This is a genomic window from Paenarthrobacter nitroguajacolicus (genome assembly GCF_051027655.1).
Taxonomy (GTDB): domain Bacteria; phylum Actinomycetota; class Actinomycetes; order Actinomycetales; family Micrococcaceae; genus Arthrobacter; species Arthrobacter nitroguajacolicus.
The window spans coordinates 1,158,777-1,180,879 of record NZ_CP073234.1 but is presented as its reverse complement, the minus strand read 5'-3'; the positions used below and the strand labels follow the sequence as shown (position 1 = coordinate 1,180,879).

The 22,103-nt window shown below is 62.9% G+C and carries 18 protein-coding genes and 1 riboswitch; of the genes, 7 read left to right on the top strand and 11 right to left on the bottom strand.

Annotated features, from left to right (window positions below):
- Positions 1–92: 92 nt before the first annotated feature.
- From KCX59_RS05930 to speB, 8 genes are all read right to left on the bottom strand, one after another.
- Positions 93–857 (bottom strand): copper homeostasis protein CutC, encoded by a 765-nt coding sequence (locus KCX59_RS05930; RefSeq protein WP_179018154.1) that lies wholly within the window; start codon positions 855–857, stop codon positions 93–95.
- Between the two features lie 25 nt (positions 858–882).
- Positions 883–1,299 carry an acyl-CoA thioesterase gene (locus KCX59_RS05925; protein WP_178994430.1) on the bottom strand — a complete coding sequence of 139 codons (417 nt, stop codon included), beginning with the start codon at positions 1,297–1,299 and terminating at the stop codon, positions 883–885.
- 56 nt (positions 1,300–1,355) lie between these two features.
- On the bottom strand, positions 1,356–3,434 hold the full coding sequence (locus KCX59_RS05920) for an ABC transporter ATP-binding protein (RefSeq protein WP_306294691.1): 2,079 nt from the start codon (positions 3,432–3,434) through the stop codon (positions 1,356–1,358).
- Positions 3,431–5,164 (bottom strand): ABC transporter ATP-binding protein, encoded by a 1,734-nt coding sequence (locus KCX59_RS05915; protein WP_179018153.1) that lies wholly within the window; start codon positions 5,162–5,164, stop codon positions 3,431–3,433. Before KCX59_RS05915 ends, KCX59_RS05920 begins: the two co-directional genes overlap by 4 nt.
- Positions 5,165–5,471: 307 nt before the next feature.
- Positions 5,472–7,541, bottom strand: coding sequence for an MDR family MFS transporter (locus tag KCX59_RS05910; protein ID WP_179018152.1), 2,070 nt, complete (start codon positions 7,539–7,541; stop codon positions 5,472–5,474).
- Positions 7,542–7,551: 10 nt separating this feature from the next.
- The gene (locus KCX59_RS05905) at positions 7,552–8,034 is read right to left on the bottom strand and encodes a MarR family winged helix-turn-helix transcriptional regulator (protein WP_017197676.1); all 483 of its coding nucleotides are present in this window, start codon (positions 8,032–8,034) and stop codon (positions 7,552–7,554) included.
- 207 nt (positions 8,035–8,241) lie between these two features.
- The gene (locus tag KCX59_RS05900) at positions 8,242–9,945 is read right to left on the bottom strand and encodes a thiamine pyrophosphate-binding protein (protein WP_179018151.1); all 1,704 of its coding nucleotides are present in this window, start codon (positions 9,943–9,945) and stop codon (positions 8,242–8,244) included.
- A complete protein-coding gene (gene speB / locus KCX59_RS05895) occupies positions 9,942–11,012 on the bottom strand; it encodes an agmatinase (protein WP_179018150.1) in 1,071 nt (356 codons plus the stop codon). The genes KCX59_RS05900 and speB overlap by 4 nt, the downstream gene beginning before the upstream one ends.
- A 218-nt stretch (positions 11,013–11,230) precedes the next feature.
- On the opposite strand from speB, the gene KCX59_RS05890 reads away from it, so the two are divergent.
- Positions 11,231–13,204 carry an APC family permease gene (locus KCX59_RS05890; protein WP_179018149.1) on the top strand — a complete coding sequence of 658 codons (1,974 nt, stop codon included), beginning with the start codon at positions 11,231–11,233 and terminating at the stop codon, positions 13,202–13,204.
- An 87-nt stretch (positions 13,205–13,291) separates the two neighbouring features.
- Here KCX59_RS05890 and KCX59_RS05885 read toward each other — a convergent pair whose 3' ends face one another.
- The gene (locus KCX59_RS05885) at positions 13,292–13,867 is read right to left on the bottom strand and encodes a helix-turn-helix domain-containing protein (protein WP_024819844.1); all 576 of its coding nucleotides are present in this window, start codon (positions 13,865–13,867) and stop codon (positions 13,292–13,294) included.
- Between the two features lie 267 nt (positions 13,868–14,134).
- Between KCX59_RS05885 and KCX59_RS05880 the strand changes: the two genes are divergently transcribed.
- Positions 14,135–15,652, top strand: a complete 1,518-nt coding sequence (locus KCX59_RS05880; protein ID WP_178994318.1) for a sodium:solute symporter — start codon at positions 14,135–14,137, stop codon at positions 15,650–15,652.
- A 322-nt stretch (positions 15,653–15,974) separates the two neighbouring features.
- A riboswitch (SAM riboswitch) is annotated at positions 15,975–16,094 on the top strand.
- A gap of 16 nt (positions 16,095–16,110) precedes the next feature.
- A complete protein-coding gene (locus KCX59_RS05875; RefSeq protein ID WP_178994316.1) occupies positions 16,111–16,410 on the top strand; it encodes a hypothetical protein in 300 nt (99 codons plus the stop codon).
- A gap of 24 nt (positions 16,411–16,434) precedes the next feature.
- On the opposite strand, the gene KCX59_RS05870 is transcribed toward KCX59_RS05875, so the two are convergent.
- On the bottom strand, positions 16,435–16,626 hold the full coding sequence (locus tag KCX59_RS05870) for a hypothetical protein (protein WP_179018148.1): 192 nt from the start codon (positions 16,624–16,626) through the stop codon (positions 16,435–16,437).
- A gap of 255 nt (positions 16,627–16,881) precedes the next feature.
- Here KCX59_RS05870 and KCX59_RS05865 point away from each other — a divergent pair, with 255 nt between their 5' ends.
- The 3 genes from KCX59_RS05865 to KCX59_RS05855 all read left to right on the top strand — a co-directional run bounded on the left by KCX59_RS05865 (position 16,882) and on the right by KCX59_RS05855 (position 20,081).
- Positions 16,882–18,048 carry a VIT1/CCC1 transporter family protein gene (locus KCX59_RS05865; protein ID WP_091465762.1) on the top strand — a complete coding sequence of 389 codons (1,167 nt, stop codon included), beginning with the start codon at positions 16,882–16,884 and terminating at the stop codon, positions 18,046–18,048.
- Positions 18,049–18,190: 142 nt separating this feature from the next.
- Entirely contained in the window at positions 18,191–19,027 is an 837-nt protein-coding gene (locus KCX59_RS05860) for a matrixin family metalloprotease (RefSeq protein ID WP_179018184.1), read from the top strand.
- 52 nt (positions 19,028–19,079) lie between these two features.
- The gene (locus tag KCX59_RS05855) at positions 19,080–20,081 is read left to right on the top strand and encodes a matrixin family metalloprotease (RefSeq protein ID WP_179018147.1); all 1,002 of its coding nucleotides are present in this window, start codon (positions 19,080–19,082) and stop codon (positions 20,079–20,081) included.
- 4 nt (positions 20,082–20,085) lie between these two features.
- Here the strand turns inward: KCX59_RS05855 and KCX59_RS05850 are convergent, their stop codons facing one another.
- Positions 20,086–21,219, bottom strand: coding sequence for an LOG family protein (locus KCX59_RS05850; protein ID WP_179018146.1), 1,134 nt, complete (start codon positions 21,217–21,219; stop codon positions 20,086–20,088).
- Positions 21,220–21,295: 76 nt separating this feature from the next.
- On the opposite strand from KCX59_RS05850, the gene KCX59_RS05845 reads away from it, so the two are divergent.
- Entirely contained in the window at positions 21,296–22,087 is a 792-nt protein-coding gene (locus tag KCX59_RS05845; protein ID WP_178994308.1) for a gamma-glutamyl-gamma-aminobutyrate hydrolase family protein, read from the top strand.
- The last annotated feature ends 16 nt before the right edge of the window (positions 22,088–22,103 follow it).

Sequence of the window (22,103 nt, the reverse complement as noted above, 5' to 3'; positions counted from 1 at the left end):
CTTACATCATCCCGATGTTCCACGGCGGCGTAAAGAGCCATTACGATGCGCGATCACTGCAATTTTCCCGTCCGTTAGCTGGACAGCAGGGGCTACTTGGGCATGGCAAGGTTCAGCGCGTTGACTTTCGCCCTGGCTGCCCTGACAACCTCGCGGTCGGTGACGGTGTAGGCAGTGGGATCGTTGCCGTCCTGGCCGCCCAGGGAGATGGCACCTTCCCCAAGGGTGGAGACGGTCTTCTTCGCGGACAGGTGAACGGCGGACAGGCCCGCCGCGTGCATTGCCGGGATATCCTCCAGCGAAAGGCCGCCGCCGGCCATGATTTCCAGTGCGCTCCCCGCCCGCTCCACCATGGAGGTCAAGGTTTGCAGGCCTGCTCCGGCGCTAGCTTCATGCCCTGACGTCAGAACCCGGGTGAAGCCCAGTTCCATGAGTTGCTCAAGGGCGGCCAAAGGGTCTCTTGAATGGTCGATGGCCCGGTGGAAGGTCAGTTGCGCTTCAGGATTGGCATCCCTGGCCGAGCCCACCAGGCGCTGTACTGCTTGCACGTCCACTTCGCCTGAGGGAGTGAGTGCCCCCATCACCACCCCGTGGGCACCCTGGGCGAGCAGGTGGCGGATCTCGTGGACCATGGTGTCCAGGTCGGACGCCGAGTACCGGAAATCGCCGGGCCTGGAGCGAATCAGCGGATGAATTTCCAGACGGCCGTCGACGTGTTCCATGCTCGATTCCATGAGTCCTTGGCTTGGAGTGATTCCACCAAGTTCCAGGCCGCTGCACAGCTCAACGCGGTTGGCCCCTTCGGCGGCAGCCGTACCTGCACCCGCCGCGCTAACCACGGCTATTTCAAGTTTCATGCTGAAACTCTACGGGCAGCAGGGCCTACGCGCGGTAGCGTTCGAGCTTTTCCTTTTGCTCCGGAGTGAGCCTGAGGACCCGTCCGGTGGCCTCCGCCACGAAAGCCAAGTGAGTGGTGGCTTTGACGCAGTCTTCCCGCGTGACGGGGTCCTTAATGACGTAGTGGAGATCGAAGCTCGCGCCCTTGACCGCACCGACCCAGATCTCAACGACAGCCGGGATGTTGCGGTAGTCCAACGTCCGGACATAGCGGACCTTGTGCTCCACCACCAGGGTCATGATGCCCTCCTCAACATCGTTGAAGAGGGCGGCGGGAGGTTCGACGCCGGGGAGGCCAGCGCCGCGGGGCGGCCCGAAGGCTGCGATGCGGGCTTCCTCGAGCATGCGCACAATCTGGACGTTGTTGATGTGTCCGTAGGCGTCCATGTCACCCCAGCGCATGGGTACAAGGACCTCAATGCGCCGGGGTGCCATGGGCTCCTTCAGTGTTTCCGTGCTCAGCTGTGCACCGCCGTCGAGTCGTCTACGGCAGTCTCTTCCTCACCCGCGAACTGGGACATGTACAAGCGGTAGTACGCGCCTTGGAGAGCGAGCAGCCGGGTGTGGTTTCCCTGCTCCACGATCTTGCCGTTTTCCATCACCAGGATGGTGTCGGCGTCCCGAATCGTGGAGAGTCGGTGCGCGATCACGAAACTCGTACGGTCCGTTCGGAGCGCTGCCATGGCCTTCTGCAGCAGCAGCTCGGTACGGGTGTCCACGGAGCTCGTGGCTTCATCCAGGATCAACAACGAAGGATCGGAGACGAAGGCACGGGCGATGGTGATGAGCTGCTTTTCACCTGCGCTGACGTTGTTGCCTTCTTCGTCGATGATCGTCTGGTAACCGTCAGGGAGGGCCCGCACGAAGCGGTCCACGTAGGTGGCCTTGGCCGCCTCCATGATCTGCTCTTCGGTGGCGTCCAGGTTTCCGTACTTGATGTTGTCGTAGATGGTCCCGCCAAAGAGCCAGGCATCCTGCAACACCATGCCAACCTTGGACCGCAGCTCAGCACGGCTGAGGTCCTTGATGTCAACGTTGTCCAGGGTGATCCGGCCGGCATTGAGCTCGTAGAAACGCATCACGAGGTTCACCAGCGTGGTCTTGCCTGCACCGGTGGGGCCCACAATAGCCACCGTGTGACCAGGTTCCGCAGCGAATGACAGGTCCTCGATCAGCGGCTTGTCCTCCACGTAGCTGAAGGAGACGTGCTCGAATTCCACGTGGCCGTCGGTCTTGGAGGGCAGGTGGCGCGTGGCGTTCTCTTCAACTTCTTCATCGGCGTCCAGGAACTCGAAGACGCGCTCTGCGGAGGCAACGCCGGACTGCAGCATGTTGGCCATGCCGGCAATCTGGCCCAGTGGCTGGGTGAATTCACGGGAGTATTGGATGAACGCTGTGGCGTCGCCGAGGCTCATGGAGCCCGAGGCAACGCGGAGGCCGCCCACCACGGCGATGCCGACGTAGGACAGGTAGGACACGAAGTTCATGGCCGGGAAGATCACGCCGGACACGAACTGCGCACCGAAGGATGCTTTGTAGAGTTCCTCGTTCTTCTCGTCGAAACGCTCCAGCATGTCGGCATCGCGGCCGAACACCTTCACGAGGTCGTGGCCGGAGAACGATTCCTCAATCTGGCCATTGAGTGCGCCGGTGTTCTTCCACTGCGCAGCAAAGAGCTTCTGGCTGCGGGCACCAATGACGCCGGCAACAATGCCGGACAACGGCAGTGCGATCAAGGCAATCAGCGCCAGCTCCCAGGACACGATGAACATCATGACCGTGATACCCAGGACCGTGAGGACGGAGCTGACCAGTTGGGAGAACGCCTGCTGAAGACCCTGCTGGACGTTGTCGACGTCGTTGGTTACGCGGGACAGGATGTCGCCACGCTGGCGGGTGTCGAAGTAGTTCAACGGGAGCCGGTTGAGCTTGGCCTGGACGTCGTTGCGTAGCTTCTTGATGACCCGCATGACGATCCTGTTGAGCAACCAACCTTGGGCCCACAGGAAGATGTTTGCCACAAAGTACATGAGCAGCACGATCGAAATCAGGAACGTCAGCTTGGGGAAGTCGATCCCGTTGGTGAGTTCCATTTTTGAAACCATGTCCGCAAAGTTGCCTTGCCCCTGCTGACGCATGAGCTCCACGAACTGCTCTTGGGAGACTCCCTCGGGGACCTGCCTGCCAATGACGCCGCCGAAAATGACGTCCATGGCAGTACCCAGGACCTTGGGCGCGATCACGTTGAGCACCACCGAGACGATGACGAGGCCGATCACGATGTACACACCAACGCTCTCGGGCTTCAGCAGGCCCATGAGCCGCTTGGCGGACGGCCAGAACTCCTTGGCCTTCTTTGCCGGAACGTCGCCGAACATGCCGCCATCGGCTTCGGAAGGGACGTACTCCTCTTCGACGAAATCCTCGTCATCAAGCAGCTCGGTTGCTACCTCAGCCTCGGCCGTTGCCTTGGCATCTTTGGCGGCCGCTGCCTTGGCAGCCCAGCCACGCTTCTTCTGCTGGTTCTGCTCGCTCATGCCACTTCCTCCACGCTCAGCTGGGATTCAACGATTTCCTGGTACGTGGGTGATGTCTCCAGCAGTTCGTCGTGCGTTCCACGGTCGACGATCCGGCCGTTATCCAGCACAAGGATCTCGTCCGCGTCCGCAATGGTTGACACACGCTGGGCCACGATGATGACCGTGGCGTCCCGGGTCTTGGCTTTCAAGGCCTTCCGCAGCCTGGCATCGGTAGCAACGTCCAAAGCGGAGAACGAATCATCAAACAGGTACACATTCGGTTTGGTAACCAACGCCCTGGCAATGGACAGCCTCTGGCGCTGGCCACCGGAAACGTTGGTACCACCTTGGGCAATGCGCCTGTTCAAACCGGATGACTTTTCCTCAACGAAGCCCTTGGCCTGCGCAGTCTCCAACGCCTCCCACAGTTCTTCGTCGGTGGCATCGGGCTTGCCGAAGCGCAGGTTGTGCTCGATAGTCCCGGAGAACAGGTATGGCTTCTGCGGAACCGCGGAGACCCGGCTGGTGATTTCAGATGCGTCCATCTTGGTGACGGGCACGCCGTCGAGCAGTACGTCGCCCGAGGCGACATCGTAAAGCCGCGGCAGGAGCGAAACCAGGGTGGTCTTGCCTGCGCCCGTTGACCCGATGATGGCCAGGGTCTTACCCGGCTCGGCGGTGAAGGAGATGTTGCTCAGCACCGGCGCCTCCGCACCCGGGTACTTGAACGTGACGTCGCGGAATTCCACGCGACCCTTCTTCTCAGCCGGCACCACCGGTGAGGTGGGGTTGTGAATGGAAGGTTCGACGTCGAGCACCTCGCCGATGCGATCTGCACAGACGGACGCGCGGGGAATCATCATGGCCATGAACGTGCCCATCATGACGGCCATCAGGATCTGCAACAGGTACTGGAGGAAGGCCGTGAGCGCACCCACCTGCATGTCACCAGAGTCCACGCGCTGGCCACCGAACCACAGCACGGCAGCCGTGGACAGGTGCAGGATCATGCCGATGGCCGGGAACATGAGGACGAAGAGGTTGCCGATCTTCACGGACACTGCGGTGAGGTCATCATTGGCATCGCCGAAGCGCTTGGCCTCGTGGGGTTCACGCACAAAGGCACGAACCACGCGGATGCCGATGATTTGCTCGCGCAGCACACCGTTGATCGCGTCGATCTTGGTCTGCATGGAACGGAACAGCGGCATCAACCGGACTACAAGGTAGCCCACTACGGCCACCAGGACCGGAACGGAAACCCACACGAGCCACGAGAGGTTGAGGTCCTCCCGAAGGGCCATGATGATGCCGCCAACACACATGATGGGCGTGGAAACCATGAAGTTCAGGCCCATGAGCACCAGCATCTGTACCTGCTGGACATCGTTGGTGCCGCGGGTGATCAGCGTGGGAGCACCGAATCGGTTGACGTCCTGGGCCGAGAAGCTGCTGACCTGCCGGTAGACGCTTCGGCGCAGGTCGCGGCCGATTGCCATGGCAACGCGGGCGCCGAAGTAAACGGCGATGATAGCGGTAAGCACCTGTCCAAGGGCGACACCGAGCATGAGCACACCGGTTTGCCAGATGAAGTCGGTGTCTCCGCGGGAAACTCCCTCATCAATGATTTTGGCGTTGAGGCTGGGGAGGTAGAGCGTGGCGATGGTGGACGCCAACTGAAAAATCAGCACAGCCACAATCTGCGGCAAATACGGCTTGGAGTAGCGCCGTATAAGGGTGACAAGCATGCCCACGGGTCCTTAGGAAGAGTGCGTGAATGAGATAAGAGAAGTTTGGCAGCAGGGGCTGACAGTATTAGCCTCCCCACTCTACGAAATCCGTTGCCCGGGCGAAACAACTTACGGAAAAGATCATCCCAGCGGAGTATTTCCCGTGTCGGTCGTGCCCGCTCTGGGGTAGCCCCTTGGGTAGACACCGTGCCGGCAACAAAAACGCCGGCTGGTTTCCCAGCCGGCGTTTTCAGTCGCGCCCTCGTTGGCCAAGCTCCACGTAGTACGCGAGGAGTGTCAAACAAGGGCGGGATCCGTAGAGGAGTCAGCCCGCGTGCTTGCCGTGGTCCGCGCGGGCTTCTACGCCTTGGAGGAGCAACAACGCCATCCGTTCCTGCTGCCTGCGTTCGCGCTTGAGCTCCTTACGGATCGCGGCGAGCTCCTCCGCGGTATGGGCCTGCTGCTCCGCGATGGTTTGCTGCTCCCGCAACCGGGCCTGGAGTTCCACGTTGGCTCGGCTGAGCTGCAGCTGCTGTTCGGCCAGGACGTACTGGGTACGGGACAGTTGTTCCTGGACTTCCTTCACATCAGCCGTGCCTTGGGGTCGTTCCTGCGTGAGGATCCGGGCGAACTCCAGGTCAAGGTCGGATCCGGATTCCACGTTCGAAGCCGGTCGCTCCACCACCGGAACATGACGGGAACCCCCTGAAACCGCAGGGTCGGCACCCAAGCGGCGCGCGCCGTCGTCGGACGCTTTCACTGCGTCCATGGACGCGGTGTCCAGCGACATTCCAGCCTCTCCTGAAGCCGTGGCAATGAGTTCCTTTTCCGGCGCAGCATCAACCGTGCGGCGCAGTGGGCGTTCCATGATGAACAGCACAGCCAGGAGGGCCACAACGCTGATGATCGCCGAGATCAGGAAGATCTGCGCGGTCGCGTCACCGTAGGCTGCCCGCATGATCTCGGCGATGGGAGCAGGCATATCGGCCAGGTCCATGCTGGCTCCGGAGGCACCACCCTGGGCCGGAATGCCCGCGGCAGTCATGCCTTCAACGGCAAGTTCCTTCACATGGTTGGACATGATGGCGCCCAGGACGGATACGCCGATCGCACCACCCACGGAGCGGAAGAACGCCACCGAAGCACTGGCGGTTCCAATGTCCTTGGCCTGGACCGTGTTCTGAACAGCAAGCACCAGGTTTTGCATCAGCATGCCAAGGCCGAGGCCGAACACGCCGGTATAGATCGCCACAATCCACAGTTCGGTGGTGTGGTCCATGGTTCCGGCGAACGCGAGGCCGCTGATGAGGAGGACGGACCCTGCAACCAGGAACCTCTTCCACTTGCCGAAGCGGCTGATCAGAATGCCGGATGCGACGGAACCGATCAGGTTGCCGGCGATCATCGGCAGCGTCAGCAGGCCAGCCTCGGTGGGTGTGGCGCCGCGGGCAACCTGGAAGTACTGACCCAGGAAGGTGGACGAACCGAACATGGCGATACCGACCGCAACGGAGGCAACGATGGCCAAGGCAGTGGTGCGCTCGGAGATGATCTTGAGCGGGATGATGGGCTCAGGGACTTTGGTTTCCACCAACACCAGAAGTGCCAGCAGGGCTACGCCGCCGCCCACCATGAGTGCGGACTGCCAGGAGAACCAGTCGTAGTAGTCAGGGTTGCCGGCGAAGGAAACCCAGATGAGGAGCAGGCTCACGCCGGACGTCAGCAGGACGGAACCGAGCCAGTCGATCTTCGCCGGGCGCTTGATGTGCTGGATCTTCAACGTCACCTGGAGCAGGATGAGTGCGACGACGGCCAGCGGCACGCACACGAAGAACGTCCAGCGCCAGCCGAGCGGGCTGTCAACGATGAAGCCGCCCAGCAGCGGGCCGCCGGCAGTACCCACCGCCATGACAGCGCCCATGTAACCGGAGTACTTGCCGCGGTCGCGCGGCGGAATCATGGAGCCGATGATCGCCTGTGCCAAGGCGGTGAGGCCGCCCATGGCCATGCCCTGGATGACACGGGCGGTCAGCAGCAGCGGAATGGTTTCAGAAAGGCCTGCCATGACCGAGCCGGCGACGAAGATGATGATGCTCAGCTGGACCAGGAGCTTCTTGTCGAAGAGGTCCGCGAGCTTGCCCCAGATGGGCGTGGTGGCAGCGTTCGCCAACAGCGCGGCCGTGATGACCCAGGCGAAGTCGGTTTGGGTGCCCTTGAGCTCGGACATGATGGTGGGCAACGCGTTGGCGACGATCGTGCTGCTGAGGATCGCCGTAAAGAAGGCCGCGAGGAGCCCGGTCAGGGCTTCCATAATCTGCCGATGCGTCATGGGCGCGGAGGCCCTGCTAACTGAGGCGTCCACCGCCTGGGAGTTGTGTACTGCTGGTGTAGCCATGCGTGGGCTCCTAAGCTGTCTGGTTTGTTGTTATGGAGCCGGCCGCCGTTGCCCGGATTGAGTCCTTGAGGGACACAGTGAGTTTGTTGATGACCTGGGAGGCCTCGAGGGCGTCCGCCTCGCTCCAATCCGCCAGGTAATCGCGCAGTCTCACGCTGCGTTGTTCTTCGAATTCGCGCAGTTTCGCCGCGCCGCTTTCCGTCAGGGCGAGAAGCTGGGCCCTGCCGTCAGCTGGATCAGGCCGCCTGACTACAAAGCCCAGCTCCTCGAGTTCGGTGATGTGCCGGCTGAGGACCGGGGCGCTGACGCCGAGTCGAGTGGCCAGCTGGGTTGCGCGGGTCTCCCCCTCGCCGATGAAACGCATCACCCCCTGCACAGCCATTCCGACGTCGGGCACGCGGGCCATGTGGGCAGTCACCACACAGCGCAGCGTGCGCTGGAGATCGAAAATCTGATGCACAAGATCGGTTGCTGTGGCAGAACCGACGGACATGCGAAACACCCCTCTTTTTGTTTGCCTAAAGCAACTATAACGCATATTGATTGCTTTGGGAAACTAAAGATGAAGGGAGTGTCTAAGTTGTGGGGCCCGCTCTGCACCCTATTTTTGGGAAATTGGGCGCAAAGCAGGCCTCACAACGCAGCCAGCCCCCACACGGTGTTCCGTGCGGGGGCTGGCTGTTTTGGTTGTTTAGTTGCTCTAGTCGTCCAAATGCGTGGGGCCGAACATCTTCAGCAGTGTTTCAACCACGACGACGTTGGGTCCGTCAGCTTCGAAGGACGCCTTGAGCGCTTCCCCCACTTCCTCCGGGGCAACCCTGCGGGCCGGGACGCCGAAGGACTCGGCAAGCTTCACGAAGTCGGGGCGGGCGAGTTCCGTGGCGGTGGCCTGGCCGAAGGCCCCCACCATGTACTCGCGCAGGATCCCGTAGCCGCCGTCATCCACGATCAGCCACGTGACCGGGACGTTGTGCTGCTTTGCGGTAGCGAGTTCAGAGATGGAGTACATCGAGGAACCGTCACCGGATACGGCGAGCACACGGCTCGGCTTGCCCGTGGTTTCAAGACCCACGGCACCGCCGATTGCCGCCGGGAAGCCGTAGCCGAGGCCACCGGCCCCTTGGGCGGAGTGGAACTGACCCTGCCGGGCGTCCCAGCAGCTCCAGCCCCAGTACGCAGAGATGGTCATGTCCCAGAACGTCTGCATGTCAGCCGGGACAGCCTCGCGGATATCGGCCATGAACTTCAGTTCCTTGGCCAGGTCCTGTGATTCCAGGCGCGCTTTGACCTTGGCCAGGGATTCCTTGACGACATCTTCGGGGCTGGTGCCGTGCCAGGACCGGGTTACTGCGTCCGCAGCGCCGGCTGCTGACAGAGCCTCGTCCAGGGCTGCGAGTGCTTGGCCGGCATCGGCACGGATGCCCAGACCGGGCCGGTTGGATTCGAGGACCCGGGGTTCGGCGTCGATCTGGATGATGCGGCCGCGGGGCTCGAATGTGAAGTAATTGGAAGTCACTTCACCCAGGGACGAGCCAATGACGATCAAAACGTCGGCGTCTTCCAGGACATCGGTCATGTACCGGTCCTCGATCCACGACTGCAACGACAACTCGTGGGTCCACGGGAACGCACCATTGCCGCCGGGAGTACAGATCACCGGCGCGCGCAGCTGCTCGGCAATCGAGAGCAGCGACTTCTCGGCCCGGCCACGACGCGTACCGCCGCCGGCGATGATCGCCGGACGTTCCGCCGTCGAAAGCCACTTCACGGCTTCGCGGATCAGCTCGACGCGCGGCGGGTTATCGAATGCCTCGGCCAGCGCATCCTCCACCGGCGGCACCATGATGGGATCCAGGAGGACGTTCTGCGGGATTTCGATCCAGACCGGGCCCTGTGGCGAGGAAATCGCCTCGGTCCAGGCGTCCTGGATGGCCGACGGGATACCCGAGGCGTGCTGGATCAGGCGCTGGCTCTTGGTGACGTTCGCGGCCGAGGCCTTCTGGTCATCGAGCTGGTGCAGCATGCCTTTGCGGCGTGCACCCAGGCCGTCGAGGGGGATCTGGCTGGCGACAACCACCATGGGAACACCCGTAGCGTAAGCCTCCTGAAGGCCGGCCAGGGAGGTGAGCGCGCCAGGACCGGTGGACAGGAACAGCACACCTACCTCGCCCGTGGCTCGGGAGTAACCGTCGGCCGCGAACGCGGAGTTATTCTCCACACGGGAGGAGACGAAGTGCAGGTTGCCGCGGCCCATGGCGTCAAAGAGACCCAACGCGTGCTGGCCGGGGATACCGAAGACGGTCTTAGCGCCCAGCGCTTCAAGGGTCTCGACGACGAGGTCCCCGCCGTTGCGCTGGTTGGTGCCCTTGGTGGGGGCTGCTGTGCCGGGATCGAAATCAATCATCGCTGGTCCCCGGCAGTTGCGGTTGCCTGTGCGAGTTCGACCATGCGAGCGCCGAGCGCCTGCTGCGCGTAACCGTTCGGGGCACCTTGGCGGTCGCCTTCCACGGCGTTGTCCGCCATGAGGGTCACGAGCTCGTACGCTACGTGGCTGCCTGCAACACCGGTGATCTCGGCGTGGTCGTAGGCAGGAGCAACTTCAACGATGTCCGCTCCAACGAGGTTCATGCCGCGGAAGCCACGGATGATTTCGAGAAGTTCGCGGCTGGTGATGCCGCCGGCTTCGGGGGTGCCGGTGCCGGGTGCGTGTGCGGGGTCCAAAACGTCGATGTCCACGGAGATGTACAGCGGGCGGTTGCCGATGCGGTCACGGATCTTGGCTACGGTTTCCAGGACGCCCTGGTAGTAGACGTCAGCGGAGGTGACGATTCCGAAGCCGAAGCGGTGGTCGTCGTCGAGGTCTTTCTTGCCATACAGGGGGCCGCGGGTACCCACGTGGCTGATGGCTTCGGTGTCCAGGATGCCCTCTTCCACCGCGCGGCGGAACGGGGTGCCGTGAGTGTACTCGGCACCGAAGTACGTGTCCCAGGTGTCCAGGTGGGCGTCGAAGTGGAGCATCGCAATGGGCTCGCCTGCCCGCTCCGCTGCTGCCCTCAAGAGCGGGAGTGCAATGGTGTGGTCGCCACCGAGGGTTACCAGCTTGCTGCCGTTGGCCGTGAGGTCCAGGGCGTTCTGTTGGACAGTCTCGATTGCCTCGTTGATGTTGAATGGGTTCACAGCCATGTCGCCGGCATCGGCAACCTGGATGTTCTCGAAGGGGCTGACGTCCCAGGCAGGGTTGTACGGGCGCAGCAGTCGGCTGGCTTCGCGTACATGGTTGGCGCCGAAGCGCGCCCCGGGGCGGTAGGAGACACCGGAGTCGAAGGGAACGCCCACTACTGTGACGTCAGCCTTGGAGACCTGGTCCAGTCGGGGCAGGCGGGCATAGGTGGCGGCACCGGCGTAACGCGGAATGCGGGATGAATCGATGGGTCCGAGGTTCCCGTTGGCCGTAATGCGAAGCTCTTCCAAAATATGCCTCTCCTTCGAGTTGGATCAGTTGCTGTGACTCCCATCATACACTCGAAGTTGCCTTATATGCATCACATGTTTACAAAGAGATTCGGCTGCGTTCAGCATGAGATGCCGGTCACAGCGGGCGTTAAGATTCCATAAAAACCGGGGTCCCGGCGTCGAATACGGCCATACGCTCCTAGCGGACGCAGCATCCGGCTGCACGAAAGGACACCGTGACCACCCTGACGAGGCCCCCGGCCGACCCGGCCGATAAGCCCAAAAATTCCTTCAAGCTCAAATCCTGGCTGCTGGAAGGAATGCCGGACACCTCAGGGAAACGGCAGGGACCTCACGGCCGGCCTGCGGACTCGCATAAGCCGCAAGCCTGGTGGAAGGTCATGTGCCTCACCGGACTCGACTACTTCTCCACCCTCGGCTACCAGCCGGCCATCGCCGCCCTTGCCGCCGGGTTGCTCTCCCCGCTGGCCACGCTACTTCTGGTCCTGGCAACCCTGGCCGGCGCGCTGCCCGTCTACCGGCGCGTGGCCAAGGAAAGCCCGCGCGGCGAAGGGTCCATCGCCATGCTTGAACGCCTGCTTCCACGATGGGGAGGCAAGCTCTTCGTCCTTGCCCTCCTTGGCTTCGCCGCAACCGACTTCATGATCACCATCACGCTCTCCGCCGCCGACGCCACAGCCCACCTCATCGAGAACCCCTTCGCGCCGCACTTCCTCGAAGGCCAACAAGTGGTCATCACGCTGGCTTTGATCGCCGGCCTGGGCGTCGTCTTCCTGCGCGGATTCAAGGAAGCCATCAACGTGGCAGTAGTGCTGGTGGCGGCGTTCCTTGCACTCAACCTCGTGGTCATCGCCGTATCCATGACCCACCTCTTCACGGAATCACGCGTCATAACCGACTGGTGGACCGCACTGACCACCTCCCACGGCGACCCCATCATGATGATCGCCCTGGCACTGCTGGTGTTCCCGCGCCTGGCACTGGGACTCTCCGGATTCGAAACCGGTGTTGCCGTCATGCCCCAGATCAAGGGCCACGCCACAGACACCGAAGCCAACCCGGCAGGCCGGATCAAGGGCGCCCACAAGCTCCTCACCACCGCCGCCATCATCATGAGCTCGTTCCTCATCACCTCCAGCTTCACCACCGTCATGCTGATCCCCGCCGCAGAATTCCAAGACGGCGGCAAGGCCGAGGGCCGCGCGCTGGCCTACCTCGCTCACAAGTTCCTTGGGGACGGCTTCGGAACTGTCTATGACGTCAGCACCATTGCCATCCTGTGGTTCGCCGGCGCGTCAGCCATGGCCGGGCTCTTGAACCTTGTCCCCCGCTACCTGCCCCGCTACGGCATGGCACCTGCGTGGGCACGGGCTCTCCGTCCACTGGTTCTGGTGTTCACGGTCATCGCCTTCATCGTCACCATCATTTTCCAGGCGGACGTCAACGCCCAGGGTGGCGCGTACGCCACGGGCGTGCTGGTCCTGATTACCTCGGCTTCAATAGCCGTGACCCTGTCCGCGCGGCGAAAGAAGCAGCGGGCGCAGGTCATTGGATTTGGACTGATCTCGCTCGTTTTCGTCTACACCACCGTGGTCAACTCGATCGAGCGCCCCGACGGCCTGAAGATTGCGGCCCTCTTCATACTGGGCATCATGGTTGTCAGTTTTACCTCCCGCATGCGGCGCGCCTTCGAGCTCCGGGCCACGCACATCAAGATGGACGAGAAAGCCCTCGAATTCACGGCCAACGCTTCCGAAGGCCCTGTTCGCATCATTGCCCACGAGCCCAAGCACCTCAGTGCAAGCCGTTATAGGGAGAAGCTTCAGCACGCCCAGCAGGCAAGCCACCTGCCCGTTGACTGCGACGCCGTCTTCATCGAAGTCATCGTGGACGACAGCTCGGACTTCGAGCAGGAACTCCAAGTTGTGGGCAAGCTCCGGCACGGGTTCAAAATCCTGGAAGTGCACAGCAACAACGTGCCTAACACCGTGGCAGCAGTACTCCTCCACATCCGGGACGTCACCGGGTTCATGCCGCACATCTACTTCCGCTGGACCGAGGGCAACCCGATTTCCAACCTCAGCAAGTTCCTGTTCTTTGGCGAAGGAGAGATTGCGCCGGTAACACGCGAAGTGCTGAGGGAAGCCGAGCCGGACATCACCCGCCGGCCGTGGGTGCACGTGGGCTAACCGCCCGGATCCACGCGCCGATACTACAGATAATGCCCATGTTTGCTGCAAACATGGGCATTATCTGTCACCTCGCGAGGGGTGGGCCTAGCGGCTCGCTGCCGGCACCAGCACCCACAACACCTCCACAGTCTCGTCCGTGGGGTTGATCCAGGTGTGGGGTTCGCGGCCCGGGAAGGAGAGCGTGTCCCCCTCTTCGAGGTCGTACTCCTCATTGGTCAGGATGAGCTTGATCCGGCCCTTGACCACATGCAGGACGTCCACGTCGCAGTCCACGGCATAGAGCTCGTTTTCACCGCGGCCACGCGGCTCGATGGTTGCCTGCAGGATCTGGAGCCGACGTTCGGAGCGGGCGGTCAACAAACGCTCCACGATGCCCTGGCCACCCAGGGAGATGCGGGGGCCGTCGTCGCGCTTGGTCAGGTGTGTCTCCGGAGCTGCGAACAGGTCCCCCACGGATACGGACAGCACTTGGCAAAGAGTGACCAGCGAAGCGACCGACGGCGATGTCAGGTCCCGCTCCACACGGCTGAGGAAGCCTTTGGTCAGGCCGGTAGCATCCGCCACTTGCTCGATGGTGAGCCGCTGCGCTTGCCGGGCTGCGCGGATTCTGGAACCGATGGCAACGGGAACATTGCTCGGTTCAACGGGTAGAGCCTTCATTCACGAACCTTTCAGGCCTGTCATGTGGCCCTGTCATTGGAGCAATAGTAGCCGGGAGACAGGACAAGAGCGCCAGAATACGCGAAAGCATGACCTAAGGATCTTGACTGTTACTCCCATCACAACATATCCTCATAGGCAACAAGTGTTGTCTGTGAGGCACACAACACATCCCCCAATCTCCAATCGTCAGCACAGAGACTTCGACGCTTCGCAGGAGTATCGTCGAAAACCCCAACCTCCGTGCATCAGCTCCAAGGACCGTTCATGGAATCTTCGGCTATAAACATCGCAATCGTGGTGGTGTACCTGCTCGCCATGCTGGCATTCGGCTGGTGGGGCAAGTCCCGCACCAAGAACAACAGCGACTTCCTCGTGGCCGGCCGCCGCCTGGGACCCTTCCTTTACACCGGCACCATGGCCGCAGTGGTCCTCGGTGGCGCATCCACCGTGGGCGGCGTCGGCCTCGGTTACAAGTTCGGTATCTCCGGCATGTGGCTGGTTGTGGCCATCGGTTCAGGCGTGCTTCTGCTCAGCCTGCTCTTCGCCGGAACCATCCAAAAGCTCAAGATCTACACGGTCTCGCAGATGCTGACCCTCCGCTATGGCAGCACGGCAACCCAGACCTCGGGCATCGTGATGTTGGCCTACACGCTGATGCTGTGTGCCACGTCCACCGGTGCCTACGCCACCATCTTCGTGGTCCTCTTCGGCTGGGAGCGTTGGCTCGCCATCGCTATCGGCGGCGCAATCGTGCTGGTCTACTCCACCATTGGCGGCATGTGGTCCATCACCTTGGCCGACCAGGTCCAGTTCGTCATCAAGACCGTGGGAATCTTCTTCCTCATGCTCCCCTTCGCCCTGAACGCCGCAGGTGGCCTCGATGGCATCCGAGCCCGCGTCGATGAGAGCTTCTTCGACATCGGCGGCATCGGCCTCCAGACGATCATCACCTACTTCGTCGTGTACACACTGGGCCTCCTGATCGGCCAGGACATCTGGCAGCGCGTGTTCACTGCCAAGAACCCCACAGTTGCCCGCTGGGGCGGCGCTACCGCCGGCGTCTACTGCATCCTCTACGGCTTCGCAGGTGCCCTGATCGGCATGGCTGCCAGCGTTGCCCTCTCCGGCATCGAAATCGCTGCCAAGGACGACGTCTACGCAGAGGTCGCTACCCGGCTCCTGCCCATCGGCATCGGCGGCTTGGTGCTTGCCGCAGCTGTGGCCGCCATGATGTCCACGGCGTCAGGCGCACTGATTGCTGCTGCAACCGTTGCCCGCGCAGACGTAATGCCTTTCGTTGCCAGCTGGTTTGGCAAGAAGGTCGACACCTCCGACTCCGATAACCCTGAGCACGACGTCAAGGCCAACCGTTACTGGGTACTCGGCCTGGGAATCGTTGCAATCATCATCGCCATCTCCACCAAGGATGTGGTGGCCGCACTGACCATTGCCTACGACATCCTGGTTGGCGGCCTCCTCGTGGCCATCATTGGCGGCTTGGTGTGGAAGCGTGGAACGGGCATCGCCGCAGCATGGTCCATGGCGGCCGGTTCAGTGGTAACCCTCGGAACCATGATCATCCTTGAGATCAACGCCGAAGTTCCCCTCGATGGCATCTACGCCAACGAGCCCATCTACTTCGGTTTGATCGCCTCGGCTTTGGTGTACGTAGTGGTCTCGCTTGCCAGCAAGCCCACGGATCCGGCAGTCATGAAGGCCTGGACGGATCGCGTTGCCGGTACCCGCGTGGCCGAGGAAGAGCTCACCACCCCCGCTTCCTAGGCGGGCACAAAGAACCAAGCAAGGTTCAGGAAACAAGTAAAGTTCGACGGCGGCGCCTCCCCTTTTTGGGGCGGCGCCGCCGTTGCGCTATGTCCGGGAAGCATGCGTTGGAAGGCCCGCTCTACACGCCAAAACCACCCCATAGTGCGCAAAGCAGGCCCCACAACACAGGAGGCCCCACAACACGCGCCCACCCGTTGGAAGGCCCGCTCTACACGCCAAAACCACCCCAAAGAGCGCAAAGCAGGCCCCACAACACAGCAGGCCACGCAACACACCCCACGACGGGTGGCCGAACACCAATGCGGTAGGGTGGTCCCAGCTTCAAGAGATGTGGTGCCAAGCTCCGACTGGCCACACACCAACCCCATGTTCACGGGTGGTTCGGATGAGGAAGCGGCCCGTCCCGGACCAGAGACAACCGAGCGGGCAAGAGCACTCCCCCAAGGAGCAGTCCCTTGCCGTACCAAGGCGATACCACCCTGGTAAACACAACAGCACCCAGTACCCCGGCCGGAACGGCCACCCCCACGGTCGCGGTGATTCCCGCCGTCGACCTCTTCCTGGGCACGGTGACCATCACTGCCAAGGCTGGAACAGAGCAGTTCAGACACGCCCAACCGCAACTCATCGCGCAGGCGTTGGCCCAGGCCGTCCGGCCGACGCACTGGTGTGAGTCGTCCAAGACACTAACGGTGACCGTTGCGGCCGTCGGAAAACGGGCGGGCGTCCAACGTCACTTCACACTAGGGCACTAGGGCTCCAGGGCACGGGGACCAGGCCTAAACTTCCTCGTCTTCCTCGCGGAACTCTTCAGTTTCATCTATGGGGACAACGCGTTCGTCGTCCTCGGGGGCGTCCACTTCCTCTACCCAGGGTTCATCCACTTCCTGGTCTTCGGCGTAGTCGTAGGCCGGGTCGGACTCAATGGTTGCCCGTTCCGGGTAATTGGCGTGTGATTCGGTGGTGTTCATGGTGCAACCTCCGTCTCGTGGGCCTGTTCTGGTGGGCGGTTCAGCCCGTTGACCCGAATGCAGGAATCCAGTGGCGGAAGGGCCCCGCCCCTGTCCTTCCATCTGAGCACCGGCACAGTCGAGGGTCAAGGAAATTACGGTGCACCGAACATTCCAGTTAAGGAATACCAGCCAAAAATCCGCGCGGATAAGCGGTAGTGTGGGGCGTGCAATGGGGCCGCAACTACCCCACCAAGCACAGGAGACAAAGTGCAGATGCACCAGGAATCCCACAGTTCGTCGAGCTCCGCTCCGGACCCCACCCCCGAACCGGCAACTGCCGAAAACGCCGGCACGCAACCCGCGCCGCCCTCGCACGCGGACATTCGCCGGTGGCGGCAGTACCTGGCCGATGAGCGTGCCGAGGCCGCCGTCTACCGCGAACTGGCCCAGCGACGTGACGGCGAAGAACGCCAAATCCTGCTCGCCCTGGCCGAAGCCGAAGGCAGGCACGAAGCCCATTGGCTCAAGCTCCTTGGCGAGCATGCAGGTATGCCCAAGGCAGCTTCCACCCGCAGCCAGTTCCTGGGCTTCCTGGCCCGCAACTTCGGTTCAGTGTTCGTCCTCGCTCTGGCACAGCGTGCCGAAGGCCGTTCCCCGTACGGCACCGAACCTGCCGCGACGCCTGCCATGGTGGCCGATGAACAAATCCACGAAGAAGTAGTCCGGGGCTTAGCCACACGCGGACGCAACCGGCTCTCCGGAACCTTCCGCGCGGCCGTTTTCGGCGCCAACGACGGTTTGGTCAGCAACCTTTCCCTGGTCATGGGTATGGCCGCAACCGGCGTGCCCAGCCCCGTGGTGCTCATGAGTGGCGTCGCGGGTCTCCTCGCCGGGGCCCTCTCCATGGGTGCGGGCGAATACGTCTCGGTCCGCTCGCAGCGGGAGCTCCTTAACGCGACCCTGCCCACGCAGGCCACTCTGACCGCGGCACCGTCATTGGACATCGAGCACAACGAGTTGGTCCTGGTGTACTTGGCCCGTGGCATGACGCGTGAAGCGGCGGAGCACCGCGCTGCCGAGCGCATGGGCTTGTTCAGCTGCGACTGCGATCCCAGCCTTTCCTTGCAGCCGGAGAAGCCACCCACTGACGATCATGAATCCGTCGGTTCGGCGTGGGGTGCAGCGATGTCCAGCTTCTGCTTCTTCGCCTCGGGCGCCATTGTGCCCATCCTGCCGTTCATTTTCGGCATGACGGGCATCGCCGCCTTGCTGGTGGCCGGCGTTCTGGTGGGTATCGCGCTCCTGGCTACCGGCGCCGTCGTCGGCTTGTTGTCCGGAACCTCGCCGCTGAGCCGCGGACTCCGGCAGCTTGCCATCGGCCTGGGTGCGGCGGCGGCCACGTATGGTCTGGGCTTGGCGTTCGGAGCAGCGATCGTCTAAGTTTGGACGGCTTGGTCCGGAGACCGTAATGTTGGTTCGTCCTCCGCGCTGCCCCGCGTGACCAGGGCATCAGGAATGGAGAACCGTGGACCCGGAGCGGGAAGCAACGCGCGTGCCGAAGCACCGACGCACTGGAACAGCCTTGCGCGTTCTCCGCGGCGTCCTCATGGCCGTCATTGCGGCCGTCGTCGCCGTTCTGGTCAGTGGATTCCTGCAGGGCGACCCTCGCATCACCGCGCTGTTCCCGGGAGTGAGCGTGCCGGGAACCACAGAGGACCATCCGGGTGGAGCCGAACCGGCGCGCCCCCTCGACGCGCCGCCGCCCGGACTTGAGGAGGCGGACGCCCCACTGGCCTCGCCTTCAGCGCCCGGCACCACCAACGATTCGTACAAGTTCCTGGCCACGAACGACGACGGCACCCCGGTAGGTTACTCGCCTTGCCGTCCGCTCCATTACGTTGTCAACGATGCGTCCGCACCCATTGGCTCAGACGCCCTCCTGACCGCCGCCTTGGCAAATATTTCTGCGGCGTCCGGCATCCAGTTCATCGACGACGGCACCACTGACGAGTTGCCGGTGGACCGGCGTGAGCCCTACCAGCCGTCCAAGTACGGCGACCGGTGGGCTCCCCTGCTGATTTCCTGGACCACACCGGTGGAAGCCCCTGCGCTGGCAGATAACGTCATCGGCACAGGAGGCAGCACCATGTACTCCCTCAACAAGGGACCCAAAAGCTACATCACCGGGAGCCTGGAGCTGGACACGCCACAGGTAACGGAACTGCTCGCGAGTCCCGGCGGGGCCGACTACGTCCTGGCAGTCATGCAACACGAACTGGGCCATGTGATGGGCCTTGACCATGTGGATGACCCGATCCAACTCATGTACCCGGAAATCGGCGCCCCCGACGGCCTCGCGGCGGGCGACCTGAATGGCCTTCATCTTCTCGCCTCGGCACCCTGCCGCAAGGACATCTGACTCTTTCACGCTTCAAGCATTCCCGGCATGGACTCCCTGTGGAGTGGGACTTATGCTGACGAATACGGCCGACGGCGGCGCCCCACTTCCCGTCGCAGCCGCCACGTCAGGGGGTTCCATGGAACCTTATGGGTCGCCCAAGTGGCCGGACCCCGATCCCCCTCGTCCGAATTACCTTCCGCATGCTCCACGCCCGCCGGAGCCTCCACCGGTCAGGCCGCCGATCAAGCACAGCAGCATCGCGGCCATCCTGTTCCTTTTCAGCGTGCTCGGCCTGGTGTGCGCGGGAGCCTACTTCAGCGGCGAACTCCACCAGCTCCTGTACGGATCGTCCGCCACACAGAGCCAGGCGCCGCGCCCCGCGCTGGCACCTTTCGGCCAGCGCCAGGAGCCGGTTCCGGGGCTTGAGGAAGCCGACGCACCGCTTGGAACGCCGGCACCTCTGAACCGCCCCAGTTCCTCGTACAAGTTCCTGGCCGTCAAGGAAGACGGAACTCCGCTGGCGTACTCGCCGTGCCGGCCCATCCACTATGTGATCAACTCGGACCTCGCACCGCCCTCCTGGCAGCCGCTGGTGGAAGAAGCCGTGCGACAGGCCGGCGAAGCCACAGGATTGAAGTTCATCTACGACGGCCCCAGTTCCGAGGTTCCTTCCCCCAACAGGTCCGGGTACCAGCCCGAAAGGTACGGCGACCGCTGGGCTCCCGTCCTCATTGCGTGGAGCACGCCGGAGCAGGTGCCACGCCTGAGCGGGCAGACCGTGGGCCTTGGCGGAAGCTCCTCCATTGGCCTCAGCAATGGCTATAAGGCCTACGTCACGGGCACGGTGTCCCTGGATGCCCCACAATTCGCGGACATCGTGGACGCTCCCAGCGGCGAAGAGATCGGCGTAGCAGTCATCATGCATGAGCTGGGACACCTCCTCGGCCTGGACCACGTGGATGATCCCCGCCAGCTCATGTTCGACCAAGCCTCCTGGGTACGCGGGTACGCTGCGGGCGACCGGACTGGTTTGGCCCAGCTGGGCACGGGCCCCTGCAGCAAAGACTTCTGAGGCCCTACCCGACAACCACTGCGAGCGCGTCCTCCACCGTATCCACCAGGAAGATCCTGTCCTCCATGGGCTTCCCGGCCGCGAGGCTGCGCAACATGGGCCAGGCAGGAAAGGTCTGTTCCCAGTGTTCGCGGCCCACCAACACCATGGGAGTAATGGTCTCCGGGGCTCCGTAGTAGTTCTCGCACGCGTCCTGGAAGATCTCCTGCACCGTCCCTGCCGCGCCCGGGAGGAACACGATCCCTCCATTGCAGAGCTCCAGCAAGATCGCTTCCCGGACGGCGTTGGCGAAGTATTTGGCGATGTGGGTGGCGAACAAATTCGGCGGCTCATGACCGTAGAACCATGTTGGGATTCCGAGCGTCGGGGTGCCGCCGGGGTAACGTTCGACGACGGCGGCTGCTTGCCGCGCCCAAGCCGTCACGGAGGGCCTGAACCCCGGCACAGCGGCGAGCGCCTCAAGCGCGGCCGTGGAGTCGGCGTCGGGCAGTCCACTCAAGTAGGCACCAAGGTTGGCTGCTTCCATGGCGCCGGGGCCTCCGCCCGTGGCTACCGTAAAGCCTGCTTGAGCCAGTAACCGTCCCAGCCGCGCGGCGTCGGCGAATGCATTGGTGCCCCGTTGCGCGGCGTGTCCGCCCATGACGCCAACCATCTTTCTGCCGGAGAGCGCGCCATGGTCCAGCAGCTCGTCCAAGGCGTCGCCGATGGCGTGATCGTGCAGGGCTGCGGCGAGGGTGGCGTCCAGGCTGCCCCGCTGCCCGGGCAGGATGCTCCATTCGTAGACGCGGGCATCGAGGGTGGATTCGTACTCCGTGGAGGCGATGTCCTCGTACAGTTCATTGGCCGTGTAAACGCTGCTTCGGTACGGGTTGAAGGGCACCTTGTGAAGCTGGGGGAAGATCAGGGCTCCCCGCCGGCGGAGGCTTTCTTCCACGCCGTCGTCGAAAGTGCATCCCAGGAAGATCGCACCCTGGGGGTCCAGGGCCCTGAGGTCCTGGGAACGGCCCCGAAGGTCCAGAGACTGCGCGTGCCATCCGTTCATGGACCTGGCCCCTGCGCTAACCAGCTGGTGGAAGTGGACCACGCTTTCGACGTCGAGCGTTCGCGGACTCGGGTTCAAGGCTCCGGAGCGATTCATGGTTTCAGCGTAGTGGTCCGCCGGCTCCACGGCCGGGTGTTTGGGTGTGCGGCAGCAGTCCGGTGCATCATGAAGCATGAAGAGTTCAAGAGTTGCGCGTCCGCGCATCGGCGTTCCGGTCCGTCTCAGTAGTTCGGACACCCCCGACGCCCGCGTGGGTGAAGCCAATGAGCTCTTTACGTACATCGTGGACCTGCTGCGCGAGGCAGGCGCAGTTCCGGTCCTGTTGACCCCTGTTTCCGCTGACAGCGCCGGGCGGCTGGCCACCGAGATGCAAACGCTCGACGGCGTGTTGCTGCCGGGAGGCGGAGACATCAGCCCACGCCTCTACGGGCAGGATCCTGACGAGTCGCTTTACGATGTGAACCCTGAGCAGGACCACCTGGACATGGATGTTGCACGGGCAACCATCGACGCCGGGCTGCCGCTGTTAGGCGTCTGCCGGGGACACCAACTGCTGAACGTCCTCTACGGTGGAACACTAATCCAGGACATGGCACCGTCGGCGGTCAACCACAACGGCCTGGATCCGCACGATCCCGAGAGCAGCGAATGGGCCTGGCATGATGTGGTGCTGACGGCCGGCTCCAAGACCGCAGGCCTGTATGGATCTCCTGATGGAAGGATCATCAAGATCGCCTCCGGACACCATCAGGCCGTGTCCCGGGTAGGCGAAGGCCTGCAAGTCACTGCCGTGGCGGACGACGGAACCGTGGAGGCCTTGGAAGACCCTTCGCGGTGGGTCGTTTCTGTCCAATGGCATCCGGAGGCCTCCCAGCTTCCCGACGCCGAACGGTTGATGCCCTTCAGGAATTTTGTGGATGTTTGCCGGAACCCTACCCATGGCCCATCTGCGGGAGTACAGTAGCGCTCACTGCATCGCT